General features: G+C 69.0%; 14 protein-coding genes. 4 read left to right on the plus strand and 10 right to left on the minus strand.

What is annotated here, in order from left to right; all coding sequences use genetic code 11:
• Positions 1-110: 110 nt before the first annotated feature.
• From E3O60_RS04040 to E3O60_RS04075, 8 genes are all read right to left on the minus strand, one after another.
• Positions 111-2,015 carry a glycoside hydrolase family 127 protein gene (locus E3O60_RS04040; RefSeq protein ID WP_134497200.1) on the minus strand — a complete coding sequence of 635 codons (1,905 nt, stop codon included), beginning with the start codon at positions 2,013-2,015 and terminating at the stop codon, positions 111-113.
• A gap of 36 nt (positions 2,016-2,051) precedes the next feature.
• Complete coding sequence (locus E3O60_RS04045) at positions 2,052-3,080, minus strand: arabinan endo-1,5-alpha-L-arabinosidase (RefSeq protein ID WP_134497202.1); 1,029 nt, start codon at positions 3,078-3,080, stop codon at positions 2,052-2,054.
• Positions 3,056-4,561, minus strand: coding sequence for an alpha-N-arabinofuranosidase (locus E3O60_RS04050; RefSeq protein ID WP_134497204.1), 1,506 nt, complete (start codon positions 4,559-4,561; stop codon positions 3,056-3,058). The genes E3O60_RS04045 and E3O60_RS04050 overlap by 25 nt, the downstream gene beginning before the upstream one ends.
• A gap of 81 nt (positions 4,562-4,642) precedes the next feature.
• Positions 4,643-5,347 carry a YesL family protein gene (locus tag E3O60_RS04055; protein WP_088455096.1) on the minus strand — a complete coding sequence of 235 codons (705 nt, stop codon included), beginning with the start codon at positions 5,345-5,347 and terminating at the stop codon, positions 4,643-4,645.
• A gap of 1 nt (position 5,348) precedes the next feature.
• Complete coding sequence (locus E3O60_RS04060) at positions 5,349-6,797, minus strand: arabinan endo-1,5-alpha-L-arabinosidase (RefSeq protein ID WP_134497206.1); 1,449 nt, start codon at positions 6,795-6,797, stop codon at positions 5,349-5,351.
• A gap of 2 nt (positions 6,798-6,799) precedes the next feature.
• Entirely contained in the window at positions 6,800-7,765 is a 966-nt protein-coding gene (locus E3O60_RS04065; protein WP_240632350.1) for a carbohydrate ABC transporter permease, read from the minus strand.
• Positions 7,766-7,775: 10 nt separating this feature from the next.
• Positions 7,776-8,690, minus strand: coding sequence for a carbohydrate ABC transporter permease (locus E3O60_RS04070; RefSeq protein WP_165791122.1), 915 nt, complete (start codon positions 8,688-8,690; stop codon positions 7,776-7,778).
• A gap of 104 nt (positions 8,691-8,794) precedes the next feature.
• Positions 8,795-10,090, minus strand: coding sequence for a sugar ABC transporter substrate-binding protein (locus tag E3O60_RS04075; protein WP_370028216.1), 1,296 nt, complete (start codon positions 10,088-10,090; stop codon positions 8,795-8,797).
• Positions 10,091-10,342: 252 nt separating this feature from the next.
• On the opposite strand from E3O60_RS04075, the gene E3O60_RS04080 reads away from it, so the two are divergent.
• Positions 10,343-11,722 carry a glycoside hydrolase family 27 protein gene (locus E3O60_RS04080; RefSeq protein WP_241993200.1) on the plus strand — a complete coding sequence of 460 codons (1,380 nt, stop codon included), beginning with the start codon at positions 10,343-10,345 and terminating at the stop codon, positions 11,720-11,722.
• Here E3O60_RS04080 and E3O60_RS04085 read toward each other — a convergent pair.
• The gene (locus E3O60_RS04085; RefSeq protein ID WP_088455092.1) at positions 11,686-12,699 is read right to left on the minus strand and encodes a LacI family DNA-binding transcriptional regulator; all 1,014 of its coding nucleotides are present in this window, start codon (positions 12,697-12,699) and stop codon (positions 11,686-11,688) included. The two genes, E3O60_RS04080 and E3O60_RS04085, sit on opposite strands and share 37 nt — an antisense overlap.
• A 431-nt stretch (positions 12,700-13,130) precedes the next feature.
• Between E3O60_RS04085 and E3O60_RS04090 the strand changes: the two genes are divergently transcribed.
• From E3O60_RS04090 to E3O60_RS04100, 3 genes are all read left to right on the plus strand, one after another.
• Entirely contained in the window at positions 13,131-14,453 is a 1,323-nt protein-coding gene (locus E3O60_RS04090) for a GNAT family N-acetyltransferase (RefSeq protein ID WP_088455091.1), read from the plus strand.
• Between the two features lie 161 nt (positions 14,454-14,614).
• Positions 14,615-15,532 carry a thioredoxin domain-containing protein gene (locus E3O60_RS04095; protein ID WP_103479850.1) on the plus strand — a complete coding sequence of 306 codons (918 nt, stop codon included), beginning with the start codon at positions 14,615-14,617 and terminating at the stop codon, positions 15,530-15,532.
• A 200-nt stretch (positions 15,533-15,732) separates the two neighbouring features.
• Positions 15,733-16,098: a CHY zinc finger protein gene (locus tag E3O60_RS04100; protein WP_088455089.1), complete on the plus strand. Its 366-nt coding sequence runs from the start codon at positions 15,733-15,735 to the stop codon at positions 16,096-16,098.
• 42 nt (positions 16,099-16,140) lie between these two features.
• Here E3O60_RS04100 and E3O60_RS04105 read toward each other — a convergent pair whose 3' ends face one another.
• Positions 16,141-16,920, minus strand: coding sequence for a M23 family metallopeptidase (locus tag E3O60_RS04105; RefSeq protein ID WP_088455088.1), 780 nt, complete (start codon positions 16,918-16,920; stop codon positions 16,141-16,143).
• Positions 16,921-16,996 lie beyond the last annotated feature (76 nt).

A 16,996-nucleotide genomic window follows, 5' to 3' on the forward strand; every position in this document is an offset into this window, starting at 1 on the left:
CGTACGTTCGCTGTGTCGCGAAAGCGGGGAAACGGTCACTTCGCGCGACCCGAAGCAACCACATCACCGCTTTCGCGAGGTGGGCCGAGTGCGCGGATGGCGGGGTACGGCTAGCTGGTGGGGATCCAGACGCGCATGCCCCCGGGCGCGCGGTTGCCCCACCGGTAGTACGGCACCGCGGTCACGGTGATGGCATCGCCGCCGGGAGACCGGTCGCCAGAAGCCACCGGGTAGAGCTCCCCCGCGTCCGGCGCCCGCCGCGCCCCGGTGATTCGCACCAGCGGCACGCCCAGATCCGCGTCGACCGGGCCCAGCTCGGCGGCGGCGGCGGCATCCACGACGAAGTCCTCGAGCACCAGCGACCCGGGCAGGTCGGCCTGTTCGAGCGCGTAGACCAGCGGCCCGCGCGTCACCACGACGCAGCCGCGCACCGCATCCACCTGCGGATGTGCCCGCCGCAGCCGCACGGGCATGTCCAGCACCAGCTCGATCGAGCGGATGCCCGCCCCCGGCACCCGCAGGTAGCCGGCCGACACCGCCGCAGAAGCCGCCTCCCCGTTCACGGTCAGCCGCCAGGACTCCGCCCAGGCGGGCACCCGCAGCGCCACCTCGCCACCGGTGAACGGCGCGTCGAACTCGATCGCCACGACACCGTCGACCGGGTAACCCGTGCGGATCCGGGCCACGGTGGCCGCCCCGCCGACCCCGCCGAGGTCGATGGTGCCGGTTTCGTAGAGGTGCAGCTGCAGGGAGCCCGCAGCCGTCGTCGCCGCGTAGTGCTGCAGCGACGAGACCAGTCGGGCCAGGTTGGGCGGGCAGCAGGCGCAGTCGTACCAGCCCACCCGGCGGGCCGGAGCCTGCTCGTGTGCGCCGTCCCGGTGGGTGCGCACCTGCAGCGGGTTGGAGTAGAAGAACGCGGTGCCCTCGCTCGTGGTCGACCCGGCGACGGCGTTGTACAGCGCGCGTTCGATCTCGTCGGCGAACCGGCCCTCGCCGGTGAGTAGCAGCATCCGCCAGTTGAACTGCACGCTGGAGATCGCGGCGCAGGTTTCGGAGTATGCCCGATCCGGCGGCAGCTCGAACGGGTCGCCGAAGGCCTCGTCGCGGTGCCGGGAGCCGAGCCCGCCGGTGACGTACATCTTGCTCCGGTGCACATCGGACCAGATGCGTTCGAGGGCGGCGAGCAGCTCCGGCTCCCCGTTCTCGGCATAGACGTCGGCCACGCCGGCGGCCAGGTACAGCTGGCGCACCGAGTGCCCGGTGGCGCCGGGCACCGTGCGCACGGGTTCGTGGTCCTGGAAGTACCCGTAGCCGAACCGGTCCTCGCCCACGCTCCGGTGGCCGCGGAGGTCGACGAAGCGCTGGGCCAGCTCAAGCCAGCGCCGCTGCCCGGTCACCCTGTACACCTCGACCAGGGCTGTCTCGATTTCCGGATGCCCGCAGACCGCGTCCACGCCGCCGGCGCCGAAGCGCTGCTCGACCAGGCCGGCGAACCGCAGCCCCACCTCGAGCAGGTCGGTGCGGGCACGGGTGCGCTGCCACGCCACCCCGGCCTGCAGCAGGTGCCCGAGGCAGTACAGCTCGTGGCCCCAACGAAGGTCGGCGAACTTCTCGTCGGGCTTGGCCACCTGGAAGAACGAGTCCAGGTAACCGTCGTCCTGCTGCGCCGCCTGCAGCAGCGCCACGGTGTCATCGACGAAGGAGACGAACACCTCGGCGCCCCCACCGGCCCGCCCGGCCTCCCAGCCGATGGCCTCGAGCACCTTATAGACGTCGGAGTCGGCGAAGACGAAGCCGCGGAAGACCCCGCTCTCCAAGCCGGCCGCGATCCGCAGGTTGGCCAGCGCCCCCGACTCCTCGAGCTGCCGCACGCAGTGCGCCAGGGTGGCGTCCCGGTTCACCCGCTGCCAGCTGGCGAGCTGCCCGGTTCCAGTGAGGCTCACCGCGTCGAGGGGCAGCGGACGGAGGACGCTGTGTGCCCTGGCGAGGGGGCTGACGGGTCCGGTGATGGGCATGAGGACTCCTGTGGCTAGTTCGGAAGAAATGGGCGGCTATTCCCAGGCCACGACCGGCCAGCCGTCGTCCCAGCCGAGCGGAATGAGGCCGAGTTGAAAGGCGCCGTCCAGGCTGGCGTCGTAGTAGTGGAACGCGAGGGTGCCGCCGGACACCGACTGGCCGCCGGGGCCGACCCGGTCCCCGTCGCCGGAGAGCACCGGGGTGCCGCCGTCATCCAGCAGCGCGGCGCCGTTGGCGTCCAAGTACGGTCCGTCCACGGTCTCGGACCGTCCGACGGCGATGTTGTAACTGCTGTCCACGCCGCGGCAGCAGAAATCCCGCGAGAAGAACAGGTAGTAGAAGCCGTCGTGCGCGAGCAGGAACGGCGCCTCGAGAGCGTTCACGGCCAAGTTGCGGTCCGCGATCAGCACCGGGTCGGCGTCGTCGGCGCGCAGCCCGCTCGGCCAGTCGAGTTCGACGAGGTGCAGCCCGGACGAGAACGAGCCGAAGCTCAGCCAGGGCGTGCCCTCGGCATCCTCGACCACCCCGGCGTCGATCGCGTTGTAGTCGGTGCCCACGGAGGTGATCACCTCGCCCCGGTCCACCCAGGCGTAGTCGGCCGCATCCGGATCGAGGGTGCTGTTGGTCGCCAGCGCGATCACCGAGGTGTTCGTGCCGAATAGCGACGCCGAGTAGTAGAGGTACCAGGTGCCGTCGTGCTGGTAGAGCTCCGGCGCCCACAGGTTGTCCACCCCGGGCACCGCCTCCACCAGCCAATCCGGCTTCTCCTGCCAGACCTCGCCGATGTATTCCCAATCCAGCCCGTCCATGGACCGGCGGATCTGGATGTTGCCGTCCGCGACCTGCCCGTTGCCGGTCGAGTACACGTACGACGCGTCCCCCTCGACCCCGGCCACGTAGGCGGGGTCGTGGGTGGCGATGTCACCGCTGAGCTCGCGGGCGCCCTGCTCGGCCGAGCATCCGCTCAGCACGAACAGGACGACCGCGGCCAGGGTCAGGACGAACAGGCCCGCGGGCGTGCCCGCCTGACCCGCTCGTCCTAACCGAGCGCGATCGCCGACCATGAGACGGGCGGCAACGTCACGGTGAGCGTGCCGTCGGCGAGGACCGAACCGGTGAGGTCCTTCAGGCCCACCCGGTTCTGGTCGGCCAGCGTGTTCTTCGCGTACGGGTCGGCGTCGTGCAGGGTGACGGCTTCCGTGATGGCGGATGCGCCGAGCCCGGACACGTCGATGGCCACCTCGATCGACTCGGTCTGGCTGCGGTTCACCAGGAACACCGCGCTCGTGACGGTCTCGGCGTCAGCGGTCACGACCGAGTCCACCAGCGGTGCGGCGCCGTACACCGCGGTGTCGTAGGTGTCGACGGTGATGCGGGGCGTGAGCACCTCGCCGCGGGCGAGCCTGGAGGTCACCGAGAAGGGGAAGAATGTGCTCTGGCGCCAGGAGTCTCCGCCTGGTTCGGTCATGATCGGGGCGATCACGTTCACCAGCTGTGCCAGAGAGGCCGAGCCGACCCTGTCGTGGTTCTGCAGCAGGGTGATCAGCAGGTTGCCGAGCACGACGGCATCCGCCACCGAGTAGACGTCCTCGAGCTGACGCGGCGCGAAACGCCACTCGTCGTTGACCTCCTCGGAGGCCTGGTGCTCGTCGAGGTACCAGATGTTCCACTCGTCGAAGGAGAGCTGGATGGTCTTCTTGCTGCGCAGCTTGTGCTTGACGTGGTCGGCGGTGGCCACGACGGTGTCGATGAAGTACTTCATCTCCAGCGACGACGCCAGGTAGGAGGCCAGGTCGCCGTTGCGTTCCTGGTAGTAGGCGTGGCAGGAGATGTAGTCGACCGACTCGTAGCTGTGCTCGAGCACGACCCGCTCCCACTCGCCGAAGGTGGGCATCGCCGAGCCGGAGGATCCGCAGACCACGAGCTCCAGCGACGGGTCGGCGGTCTTCATTGCCGAGGCGGTGCGGGCCGCGATCTTGCCGTAGTCGTCGGAGGACATGTGGCCGACCTGCCAGGGGCCGTCCATCTCGTTGCCGAGGCACCACATGCGGATGTCGTACGGTTCGGTCTTGCCGTTGGCGACGCGCTCGTCGGCCAGGGCGGTGCCGGCCTCACCGTTGGCGTATTCGAGCAGGTCGAGCGCCGACTCGATGCCGCGGGTACCGAGGTTCACGGCCATCATCAGTTCGGAGCCGGTCAGTTCGCACCAGCGGCCGAACTCTTCCAGGCCCACCTGGTTGCTTTCCAGCGAGTGCCAGGCCAGGTCGCGGCGCACCGGGCGCCGGTCGCGGGGTCCGACGCCGTCTTCCCACTTGTAGCCGGAGACGAAGTTTCCGCCGGGGTAGCGAATGGTGGTGGAGCCCAGCTCCTTGACCAGGTCGACCACGTCGAGGCGGAAGCCGTCCTCGTTGGCGGTGGGGTGGTCGGGCTCGTAGATCCCGTCATAGACGCAGCGACCGAGGTGCTCCACGAAGGAGCCGAAGATGCGCCGGTTGATGGTGGCGACCACATTGGTGCGGTCGATACTGATTCGTGCGGTGGTCATGGAGATCGTGTCCTATCTGTGCAGCGTTGACGAGGTGGGGCGAAGTCGAGTGAAACGAGAAAAGGCGGTGGGGTGGGCTGTTCAGGCCGGCGACGCACGCCGGCTGGGCGCGAGTGACAGTGCGCCGTCTTCGTTGCGCACCGCGCCGTGCGCGGGGTGCGCCGCGTCGAGGGCGGCGAGCCGGTGGTCGATGAGCCAGCCCGCCACGAACAGAGGCGCCGAGGCGCCGATCAGCGGCACCAGCACGCCGAACTGGAACAGGGCCAGCGTGAGCGCGCCCAGCGCCAGGATCAGCGACAGGCTCAGCAGCGGGGACACGAACGGCAGCACAAACGCGTACCGCCAGATCGAGCGGGCCGAGTCGCGGTAGCGGGTGCAGATGATGATCGCGGAGAACGCCGCCAGCAGGGTGCCGACCGAGACCACGACCAGCAGCACGAGCAGCACTGCGCTGACCGGGCTGCCCGCCACCGCAGTGGTCTGGAAAGCCACCAGGTCGAGGAACACCAGTACCGTGGCGAGCTGGAACGGGATCGCGACGACCGCGAGGTGCCAGAACTGGGCGCGGTAGGCGGTGATGAAGTCCCGCACCAGCCTGTCGCTGGGCTGGCCGGCGCGCAGCCGGCCGAGCAGGATCGCCGCGGCCGTGGCCGCCGGGAACACGCCCAGCACGATCAGCCCGGCGAGAGTGCCCGCGAGGAAGAGCAGGTTGATCACCACGAGCGCGATCGCGAACCGCAGCCAGTGCATCACCTTCCCGGCCCAGCCGATGGCGTAGTCGTCCATCTCAGGCGCCACTCGTGCCGAACCAGGCCACCCCGTCGGCGGTGAGACCGCTGAAGGAGAGGGCGGGCCGGGCGTTCGCCCAGTCCCAGCTGGTGAAGACCACGGCGTCGAGTTCGGTGCCGGATACGCCCCCGACCACCAGCCGCACGCGTTCGGTGCGCCCGTCGAAGAGCCGCTCAGGCGCATCCGTGGGAACCAGAACCGTGGGCGCCACCGCGACGGTGACCGGGTCGGCATTCACCAGCGCGGTCGACTCCGGAGCCAGACGCACCGCGCGCCACGGGCCGGCCAGGCTCACCGGCGCGGCCAGGCGCTCCGCATCGGCGCCGGCGAACGGCTGCGGCGAGACGACGGGCCACCCCGCTTCGGTGAAGAAGGTGCGCCGCAGTTGCACAACGTGCTGGCTGGGGTCGTCGGCGAAGCGCACGTGGTGCACCATGAAGTACTCGTCGGCGCGGCAGGCTGACGCTGTTGCATCGGCGGCAGGGCTCGTGCCGGGCAGGCCCGGCTCGGTCAGGATCGAGTTGTGCCCGGGGGCGAGCCAGCCGGTGTCGTCGCCGAACCGGTGGCTGCCGAGCACCTTGGTGCCGATCAGGGCCGGATCGGTGTCGAGGTCGGTCATCGAGTGGCCGAGCAGGTCGGTGTACGGGCCGGTGATCTCCTCGGCCACGGCCACCCGTACGTTGTAGCTGTCGAAGAGCGAGTCGTAGGAGGAGAACAGCACGTAGCGGTCCTCCTCTCGGCGGTAGACGATGAAGGCGCCTTCGATCGCCCGGTCCACCGACACCGGCCGGCGGGCGATGACGGTGCCCAGGTCGCCCGGCGTCTGTGGTCGGCCGGTCGCCGGGTTCAGCGGCAGCGTGTAGATGCCGGAGAAGAACGACCCGTAGGTCAGCCACGGGGTGCCGGACCTGTCGACGGTGACGGCCGCGTCGATCGCGTTCTGGCTGTCGGTTCCGGCGCGGGTGGCCACGACGATGCCGCGGTCCTCCCACGGTCCGGCCAGCCGGCTCGCCACGGCCAGGCCGATGGCGGACGTGCTCGAACCGAAGGTGGAGGCCGAGTAGTACATGTGCCACTTCACATCGGATGCGGCGGCGGTCGAGGCGCCGCCCGTCGGCCAGCGCACGACCTCCGGAGCCCAGAGCCCGGGCGCCTGGCTCCACTCGAAAGCGGGCCCGGGCACGCCGTCCAGGGCGGTGCCGACGAAGGACCAGTGCACGAGGTCGGTCGACCGGCGCACGTGCACGCCGGCCGCCACCGCATCGGCGCCGGCGGCGGCATCCGTGGAGAACATGTACCAGGTGCCGTCGGTGTCGCGCACGACGGTGGGGTCGTGGGCGTTGCGGGTGCCCCAGTCGGCCGGGTCGCCGGCGGGCGCCGGGGTCAGGCTGCGCAGCGCCTGGCCGGGTCGCGCTTGGCCGGGCAGGGTCTGGTCGAGAACCGACATGATCAGCCCTTCCCGCCGGTGAGGGCGACGGATTCGATGATCTGGCGCTGGAAGATGATGAACACGATCAGCACGGGCAGCAGGGCGATGAAGGACGCCGCCATGATCAGCGGGTAGTCGGTCTGGCTGGCGTACTGGGCGTTGAAGCTCGCGATCACCAGCTGCAGGGTCTGCTTCTCCGGCGTGTTCAGGTAGATGATCGGGGCCAGGTAGTCGTTCCAGACCGCCATGAACCAGAGGATGAACTGCGCCGCCATGGCGGGCCGGATGGCCGGGAAGATCAGCTTGAAGAAGATCTGCAGGTAGGAGGCGCCGTCGAGCTTGGCGGCCTCGATGATCGAGTCCGGCACGTTCTCGAGGTACTGCTTGAGGAAGAAGATCATGATGATGTTGCCGAACAGGCCGGGCACGATCAACGGCAGCAGGGTGTCGACCCAACCGATCTCGGCGAAGACCATGAACTGCGGAATCATGATGGTCGGGAACGGGATCATCAGGCCGGCCAGCAGCATCAGGAATGCGGCGTTCTTGAACGGCATCCGCATCTTCGCGAAAGCGAACGCGGCGATCGAGGAGGTGACCGATCCGACCACGGTGACGGTACCCGCCACGATCAAGCTGTTCCGGATGCCGCTGAGCAGCGGACCGGCCGACCAGACCCGCAGGTAGTTCTCCCACACCATCGGGTCGGGGATCCACTGCGGCGGCAGCGAGAAGATCGCTTCCTGGGTCTTGATGGAGGTGGAGAACGTCCAGAGCAACGGGCCGATCATGACCACAGCGCCGATGGACAGGATGATCGTGACGATCACATTGCCGATCGAATAGCTGGTGGTGCGCGAGACGCCGCGCTTGCGGTTCGGCGCCGGGAGACGGCGGCCACCTGAGGTCGGTGGGAGTGCCCCGTCGGGGGCCAGGAGGGGAGCTGCGCTCGGAATGGAGCCGGGCAGGGAGGTTGATGTAGTCACGGTGGCGGCCTCAGTCGATCGAGAACTGGTTGCGGCGGTTGAGCCTGAATTGGATGACGGTGATCACGAAGATGATCAGACCGAGCACGATCGACATCGATGACGCGTAGCCCATGTGCAGGTTGTTGAAGGCCTGCCGCCAGATGTACCAGACGATGGTCGCCGAGCTGAATTCCGGACCGCCCGTCGGGGTCATGATGTTGACCTCGATGAAGATCTGCGAGCCGCCGATGATGCTCGTCACCACGAGGAAGAAGGTGACCGGTCGAACCATCGGGAGGGTGATGTGGCGGAACTGAGCCCAGGTGCCGGCGCCGTCGAGCGCTGCGGCCTCGTAGAGGTAGCGCGGCACCGATTGCAGGGCAGCCAGGTAGAGCAGCATCGAGTAGCCGAGCCCCTTCCAGGTGGCCATGATGATCAGTGCCGGCTTGACGGTGTCCTTGTTCGCCAGCCAGTTGGGTCCCTGAATGCCGAACAGGTCCAGAACCTGGTTGACCAGGCCGAAGTCGCCGTTGTAGGCCCACTGCCAGAGGATGGCGATTGCGGCGATCGAAGAGATCACCGGCACGTAGTAGACGGTGCGGAAGAACGTGGTGCCGCGCATCTTACGGTTGAGCCCGAGGGCCAACGCCATCGAGAGCACCAGGCCGATCGGGATACCGATCATCATGAAGAAGGTGTTCCACATGGCCTTGGCGAAATACGGGTCGTTCCACATCTTGATGTAGTTGTCGATCCCGTTGAACTTCGGAGCGGCCAGCCCATTCCAGGCCGTGAAGGAGGCGTAGACGGAGAACAGCAGCGGGTAGAGCGTGAAAAGCAGGAAGCCGATCAGGGGGATCGCGATGAACGCGAGGGCAACCTGGTGCTCGCGCCTGTGCAGTCGAGAGCGGCGCGGCTTGGTGCGAAGAGCTGTGGTGGACATCAGTGATCTTCCTTGACGTGATTCCATGAGCGGGGGGCCGGCCGGGGCCGGGGGCGGATGCCGCGGCCACGCGTAGAGAGCGCGGCCGCGGCATCCGGGCGGTGTTAGCCGATACCGGCCTGGGCGTTGGCGTCGTCCAGGAAGGCCTGCATCTTGGGCTGCGCCTCCTTGAGGTAGTCGGCGGCGGTCTGCTTGCCGTCGAGAACCGGCTGGATGTTGGTGAACAGCTCGTCGTACCACTCGGCGTTGTAGGTGTTGTTCGCCGGCAGCGCACGACCGTAGTCGTTGACGATGTCGAGGAATTCCTGCTTGTTGGCCGGCTTGGTGGTCGAGTCGGCCACCCAGGTGTCGGCCATGTCCTTGAGGTTCGGGATCTGCACCCCGGCGTCGACCAAGGTCTGCTGCGCCGTGACGTCGGCAGAGAGGTACTCGACAAGCTTGGCGGACAGCTCAGGGTCCTCGGTGGTGCTGCCGACGGCGATGCCGAGCGAGCCGACCCAGGTGGCGGACTCACCGGTCTTCCCGGCCGGGTAGGGAATCAGGTCCCAGTCGAAGTCGAGCTCGGCGTACGTGGAGACGTCCCACGGGCCCACCGGGAAGAACGCGATCTGGCCACTCATCCAACGCTGGTAGGTGTCAAGGGTCTGCGCCTGCGCGGTGGAGGGGGTGACGCCCTCCACGTTGGACAGGTCCGCGAACCACTGCAGCGCCTCGGCGAACTCGGGCGTGTCAACGGTGACCTTGGTGCGGTCCTCGTTGAGGAAGTCGGCGCCGTTCGACCATGCGAACGACTGCAGGCTCCACTGCACGTTGAGGCCGGTGCCCCACTGGTCCAGCTCGCCGTCACCGTTGAGGTCCTTGGTGAGCTGCTTGGAGATGTTGACGAACTCCTCGAGCGTCAGGGGAACGTCCACGTCGGGCAGCGGAATACCGGCGGCCTCGAACATGGTCTTGTTGTACCCGAACGAGAACGGTCCGACGTCCTTCGGCAGAGCGTAGATGGCGCCTTCGCCGACCAGGCTGCCGTCGAAGCGGTAGCTGTCGACGCCGTATTCCCAGATGTTGTCGAGGTCGAGGGTGTCCGACCCTTCGACGTACTCAGTGATGTCGAGGACGACACCGTTGTTCACGTAGGCCTGGATGTCGCCCTGCGCGATGTAGAACACGTCCGGGATCTGCTTGCCGGCGATGGCCGCCTTGAGCTTGGTGGCGTAGTCGTCTGCGGTGGTCGAGATGATCTTGACCTTGACGTCGTTGGCTTCTTCGAAGGCCTTGATGGCCGTCGTGTATGCGGCCTTCTCGTCTTCGCCGCCGCGGAACATGAATGTGAGCTGCTTCTCACCGGTGTCTGCTGCTCCTGCCGAGCATCCGCTGAGCAGAAGGCCGGTCGTAGCGATCATTGCTACGGAGGCGGCGATAAAACGTGACCTCTTCATCACGTAGTTCCTTCCCGATTGGCTGTGCTGTGAGTGGTGGATGCCACGGCCCGTCGGGTCGGACATCCGCGTCCTGAGTGTTTTACAACGTTGTAACAGTATGACAGGCTCGGTGCATACGCAACGAATCCCGGTAAAAAATTCCAACGTTGCAATAAATGTTATCGTCCCGTTACCGGCCGTGGCCGGGGCGGCCCACCGAACCGGAGCCTCCCGATGTCCCTCGAATTCCCCGCTGACCTGGCCATGCACGACACCGTCGCCCCACTCGCCGACCGGCCTCCGATGGGCTGGAACTCCTGGGATTGTTACGGCACCACCGTCACCGAGGCCGAGGTGCTGGCCAACGCCGAGTTCATGGCCGAACACCTTCTGCGCTTCGGCTGGGACACCATCGTGGTCGACATCGCCTGGTACGACCCCGCCGCCCGCGCGGGTGGTTACAACGAGAAGCCCGGCATCGAGATGGATGCCTGGGGCCGCCAGCTGCCCGCCACCAACCGGTTCCCGTCGGCGGCCGCCGGCGCCGGCTTCGCCCCGCTCGCCGCCCGGGTGCACGCGCTCGGCCTGCGTTTCGGGCTGCACATCATGCGCGGGATCCCGCGCGCCGCGGTGGAGCGGGCCCTGCCCGTCTTCGAGCGTGCCGGGGTGACCGCCGCCGACATCGCCGACCCGGCCTCGGCCTGCACCTGGAACCCGGACAACGTGGGCCTGAACCACGACCACCCCGGCGCGCAGGCCTACTACGACGCCCAGGTGGCCCAGTTCGCGACCTGGGGCGTGGACTTCATCAAGGCCGACGACATGCTCGCGCCGTACCACTCCCGCGAAATTGCGGCCTACGCCCTGGCCATCGCCCGCTCCGGACGCCCGATCACCCTCAGCCTCTCCCCCGGCACCGATCTCTCCCAGGCCCACCGCGAGCACCTGGCCGCAAACGCCGAGCTCTGGCGGGTGTCCGACGATCTCTGGGACCGCTGGGAGGACATCCTCGACCAGTTCGGCCGGCTCGCGCGCTGGGCACCGCACCAGCGCCCCGGAGCCTGGGCCGACGCCGACATGCTGCCGTTGGGGCGCATCGGCATCCGGGCCGAACGCGGCGACGACCGGATGAGCCGGCTCACGCCGGACGAACAGCGCACCATGCTCACGCTGTGGTGCCTGGCCCGGTCCCCGTTGATGTTCGGCGGCGACCTGCCGTCCACCCCATCCCAGACCCTGGCCCTGCTCACCAACCCGGCGGTGCTGCGCATGCACCGCGACTCGCACGGCCAGCGGGAGCTCTGGCGGGAGGGTGACACCATCGTGTGGAGTTCGGTTGCCGGGGCCGAAGTCGAGGAGCCGGCGGCGATTTATGTGGCCGTGTTCAACACCGCGGACGCCGCCAGGGACATCCATCTGCCGTTGTCTGCGCTGGGCGCACCGGCCGGGGCGGCCACGGCCACCGACCTGTGGCACGGCGATCAGGTCGCGGTGACGAACGGCGGCCTCACCCTGCGGGTGCCGGCACACGGCTGCCGTCTTGTGCACCTCGACACCCCCCTCGAGCACCAGTCCAGTCAGCCTGCCGTCGACTCCCGGTCGATCACGGTGTAGTCGGCCAGGTAGACCTCGGGCACCCGCGGGGTCACGCCCTCCTCGATGCGCTGCACGAGCAGGCGCACCGCGGTGTCGGCGATCTCGTCGCGGCCGGGGTCGATGGTCGACAGGGTCGGCAGGGAGTACTTGGTCTCGTCGAGGGCGTCGAAGCCGATGAACATCACGTCTTCCGGTACCCGCAGCCCGGCCACCTGAGCCACCCGCATGGCGCCGAGCGCCAGGGTGTCGTTGAGCCCGAACACCGCGTCGAAACTGACGCCGGTGTCGATCAGGGCGCGCATCGCCTCGGCGCCGTCCGCCCGGTGCCACCGGCCCACATTGCAGATCAGAGCCGGGTCGAACGGGATGCCGGCCTCGGCGAGGGCCTCGCGATAACCCTGCACACGCAGCACGGCGGAGCCCACCACCTCGCCCTCGTGCGCACCGATGATGGCGATCCGGCGCCGGCCCCGGCTGATCAGGTGCAGGGTCGCCGCCTTCGAGGCTTCCACGTTGTGCATGGTGACGTGGTCAACGGGTCCGCCGAAGACCCGCTCACCGAGCAGCACCATCGGGTAGCCCACGTTGAGCATTGCGGCATCGTCGGTGCTCAGGCCCAGCGGGCTGAAGATCAGGCCGTCGGTCAGCTGTAGCCGCGGGCTCGAGAGCATGGCGATCTCGCGGCCGCGGTCACCGCCACCGGTCTGCTCGAGCAGCACCACCAGGTGACGGCGCTCGGCGGCCTGGATGATCGCATCCGCCAGCTCGGCGAAGTAGCTGAGGCTGAGCTCGGGCAGGGCCAGGCCGATCACACCGGTGCGGCCGGAGCGCAGGCTGCGTGCCGAGATGTTGGGCTTGTAGCCGAGCTCGTCGATGGCCGCGCGCACCCTCTCCCGGGTTGCGGGCCGGATGTGCTGAAAGTCATGGACCACATTGGAGACGGTCTTGATCGACACCCCGGCCAGCGCCGCCACATCGCGCAGTGTTGCTGCCAATTTCGCTCCCTGTCGGTCAGTGCCGCGAACAGTCCGTGCGCGCGGTCGCGGCGCCGCGCGGCCACACACCGTCCTCGGCGCGTCGGTCTGCTCACGTCCGAACTTACCGCCTCCATTACAACGTTGCAGCCGCCTGGCGCCTCTGGCGCGGTCCATTCCCGGCGGGTCCTCGCCCCGCTTCCGGCGCCGCGGGCCTCTCGGCACGCGCCAGTCCCGGCGGCACAGGTCAGTCCCGGCGGTACACGCTAGAACCCGTGCCGCCGCGAAGGACACCTGCCTGCGGGAGGAAAGTGGTCCACGAGACGCGGAGGGCACTCGCCTGCGCCAGGAACACCATCCCGGTACCGTCGCCGCCGACGACGTCCGCATCGGTGACAAGCGGGCCGCCACCCACCCGGTCCGCGCCGGATCGGCGTGAGTAGGCTGGATGGGTGAATGCCTACGCCTCCGCACCCGTCGACCCCGAATCCACCGCAAACCTCGCCGAACGCGGCCTGAGACTGGCGGTGCTCGACGCCGACGACGAGGCGGGCCTCAAGCGTTGGCTGCTGGCGGATGCCCGCGGCTTCCACGAGGTCACGCCCACCGAGGGCACCCTCGAGGTGCAGGTCGAGGACATCGCCACCGACAGGGTCACCGGCGTCTGGGACGCCTCGCAGGCCGACCCGGAGACCCCGGTCGCCACGATACGGTCCTGGGAGATGGGCCTGACCGTGCCCGGCGGCACCGCCCTGGGCACCTGGGCGATCAGCTCGGTCACCGTCTCCCCCACCCACCGCCGCCAGGGCATTGCCAGGGCCATGCTCACCTCGGAGCTCCGCACCGCCCAGCGGCTCGGCCTGCCGATCGCCATGCTCACGGTCTCCGAAGCCACCATCTACGGCCGGTACGGTTTCGGACCGTCGGCTCGGCAGTCCTCGTACGTCGTCGACACCCAGCGGGCCCGCTGGACCGGCCCAACCCCGGCCGGCCGCGTTCAGTTCGTCAGCCCGGAATCGCTGCTCGCCGACGGCCCCGAAGTCTTCGAACGCACCCGCGATCGCTCCCCCGGCGAGGTCGACCGTCGCGAGATCTGGTGGAAGCGTACCCTTGGCCTGCTGCCGAACGAACCCGACGCGCACAAGCGCGGCATCCGCGCGGTGCGCTACGACGATGCCGACGGCGCCATCGCCGGATTCGCGCTCTACGAGATCGCGCTGCAGAACGTCAGCCACCCCGGCCAGCTCAAGCTTGTCGACCTCGTCGCGGCCACCGACGACGCCTATGCCGCGCTCTGGCGGTTCGTGATCGAGATGGACATGGTCAGCGAGATCAACGCGGGCCTCCGCAGCGTCTCCGAGCCGGTGGCCTGGCAGGTCTCCGACCACCGCGCCGTGCGCAAGACCAGCGAACGCGACCACCTCTGGCTGCGCATCCTCGACGTTCCGGTGGCGCTCGGCGCCCGCAGCTACGCGGCGCCGGGCGACTACCTGCTCGACGTCACCGACGACCTCGGCTTCGCCGAGGGCCGGTTTCTGCTCACCGTGGCCGCCGACGGGTCGGGGCAGGCGCATCCGCTCACCGGTACGGCCCCGGCCGGCGCCGTCGAGGTGGCCCTCTCGGCAGCGGACCTCGCGTCGCTGTACCTCGGCGGCACGAGCGCGGTCGACCTCGCCCGCGCCGGCCGGATCACCGAGAAGTCCCCGGATGCCGCCATCCGGCTGGACACGGCGCTGCACTCCGCCTACGCCCCGCACCTGAGCACCTGGTTCTAGCCGATCGCTCCCGGCGCACCCCGATCTGGTCTTAGGCTGATCTGGGTGCCCGGCTCGGGCTGCCCTCCCAGCTAGCTCACAGCACCCGGCAACCGGCCTCATAGGCCGGGTCGATATCGTCGGGGTGAGAACCAGTCCCGACGAAACGGCACAGATAGCCCATGAACTCAAAAACCCCCGGCCAGGCGCTCCCCCCGAAGAAGGATCGCCGTGAGGTCGCGCGCGAGACCGCCCGCATCCAGCGGGAGGAGCAGAAGAAGCGCGAGACGCGCAATCGCTGGTTCCTCCGCGGCGGCATCGGCCTGGCCCTGGTGGCCGTGGCCGTCATCGTCGCCGTCCTGATCGTGGGCAGCGTCAAGCCGCCCTCGCCCGGGCCGCTCAACATGGCCAGCGACGGCATCCTGATGCAGGGTGACGGCACCACCATCAGCGCCGTGACGACCGCGGCGACCGCGGCCGACGCCGAGCCAGTGCCCACCGATGTGAGCGAGCTCACCAGCACCGTGAACATCGCGGTGTACCTGGACTACCTGTGCCCATACTGCGGCCAGTTCGAGACCACGAACGGCGCCCAGCTCACCAGTTGGCTCACCGCGGGCAACATCACCCTCGAGACGCACCCGATCTCGATCCTCGACCAGTCCTCGAGCGGCAGCAAGTACTCCACCAGGTCGGCCAACGCCGCCGCCTGCGTGGCCAACTACCAGCCGGACAGCTTCCTCGACGTGAACAGCGCCCTGTTCGCGAACCAGCCCACCGAGGGCACGACCGGCCTCAGCAATGCTGAGCTCGTCAGCCTGGTGGAGGAGGCCGGCGTCACCGACGAATCCGTGGCCACCTGCATCACCGACCAGGAGTTCGCCGACTGGGTGGGCGACGCCACCGACCGCGCTCTGGACAACCCGCTGCCCAACACCGACATCGGCGCGCTCGCCGGCACCCCGACGGTCCTCGTGCAGGGCGTCAAGTATGAGGGCGACCTCGGCGACGCGGCAGCCTTCGAGGCGTTCGTGTTGGAGCAGGCCACCGCGACGACCGACACCAGCGGCACCGACTCGGGCACCGACACGGGCGAGTAGCCACTGCCCGCGCGGACTCCCGCGACGGCATCCAGCTCGGCTACTGTGGCCGGTGCGGACAAGTGCACCCGGCACACCGGGCGCAGAAGTCCGCACCGGCCACAGTTGTTCTCCGCGCACGAGAGCGGATGCGAGCGGATGCGAGCGGATGCGAGCGGATGCGAACGGGTGACCGCGCTGTTGGACCCGAAGGAGACGGCATGTTGCACGAAGTCCCGGCCGACCGGCACCCGGCCAGGCCGCGCGTCTACGGCGCCACCGTCGATGCGAACACCCGGTGCGTGCATTACGCCGGGCCCACCGACATCGTCGCGATCAGGTTCCGCTGCTGCGACAGGTTCTACCCGTGCTTCCAGTGTCACGCCGACGCCGAATCGCACCCGGCAGCGCAGTGGGAGCCGGCGGAGTGGGCCGAGCGGGCGATTCTCTGCGGGGCGTGCGGGCAGACCCTCACGATCGAGGTCTACAGGTCCGTGTCCGCCTGCCCGGCGTGCGGGTCGCCCTTCAATGACGGATGTCGTCTGCACGCCCACCTGTACTTCCAGGTGACGCCGCCGACGCCCTGACTCCCGGCCCGGGCGACCGGCGCCGTATGGCCCCGGGGTCGGCTACATCGGCCCCGCGTGCTCGGTCAGCCAGGAGTACGGGTCGATGGCGGTGACGCCGTCGAGGTGCAGCTCCAGGTGCAGGTGCGGTCCCGTGCTCTGGCCCGTGCTGCCGACGTTGCCGATCACCTGACCGGCCGTGACGGACTGGCCCACACTCACGGCGGCGGAGCCGGCGAGCATGTGCCCGTAGGTGCTGGTGACGTTCTGACCGTTCACGACGTGATCGATCATGACGTGCACGCCCAGGCCGCCGTTGTCGTACGCGGTCACCGAGCTCACGACGCCGTCGGCGACGGAACCGATCGGGGTTCCCTGGCCGGGGTTCATGTCGAGGCCGTCGTGGAAGGTCGAGCATCCCGCGCAGGGCGCCGAGCGGGGGCCGTACCCGTCGGAGATGCGGATGGAGCCGGGGAACGGCCAGCGCACGCTCGCCCCGGCGGGGGCGGCGGCAACGGCGGTGGCCGCGGCCGCGGCGGCGGGGGCGACGACCACGGGTGGTGGTGGCGGCGCGACCTCCTTGGCCGTGTAGGTGTCCACCTGCACGGGGACGGGCGCTGCGGCGGTCACGCTGATGCTCTGTGCCGGTGCGGCCTCGGCCTGGGCTACCCTGGCGGCGGACGCCTGAGCCGCGCTGGCCGGAGCACCGTCGGCATCCACGTAAGCGGCCTGCGCGGGCAGCGCACCGGCCGTGGTGAGCAGCGCCACAAAGGTCATGGCGGTGACGGCGGTGACCTGCCGGCGGCGGGAGGGCGGCTTGATGAATCCGCTGCGCCTACGCATGAAACTCCCCGGCCGAAACGTGGGCAAGGATGTGCACGGTGCAAATGGACATGGCAAAAGCTTTCTGGTCGATGCG

Origin of the sequence: Cryobacterium sp. TMB1-7 (assembly GCF_004402435.1) — a bacterium.
Lineage (GTDB): Bacteria > Actinomycetota > Actinomycetes > Actinomycetales > Microbacteriaceae > Cryobacterium > Cryobacterium zongtaii.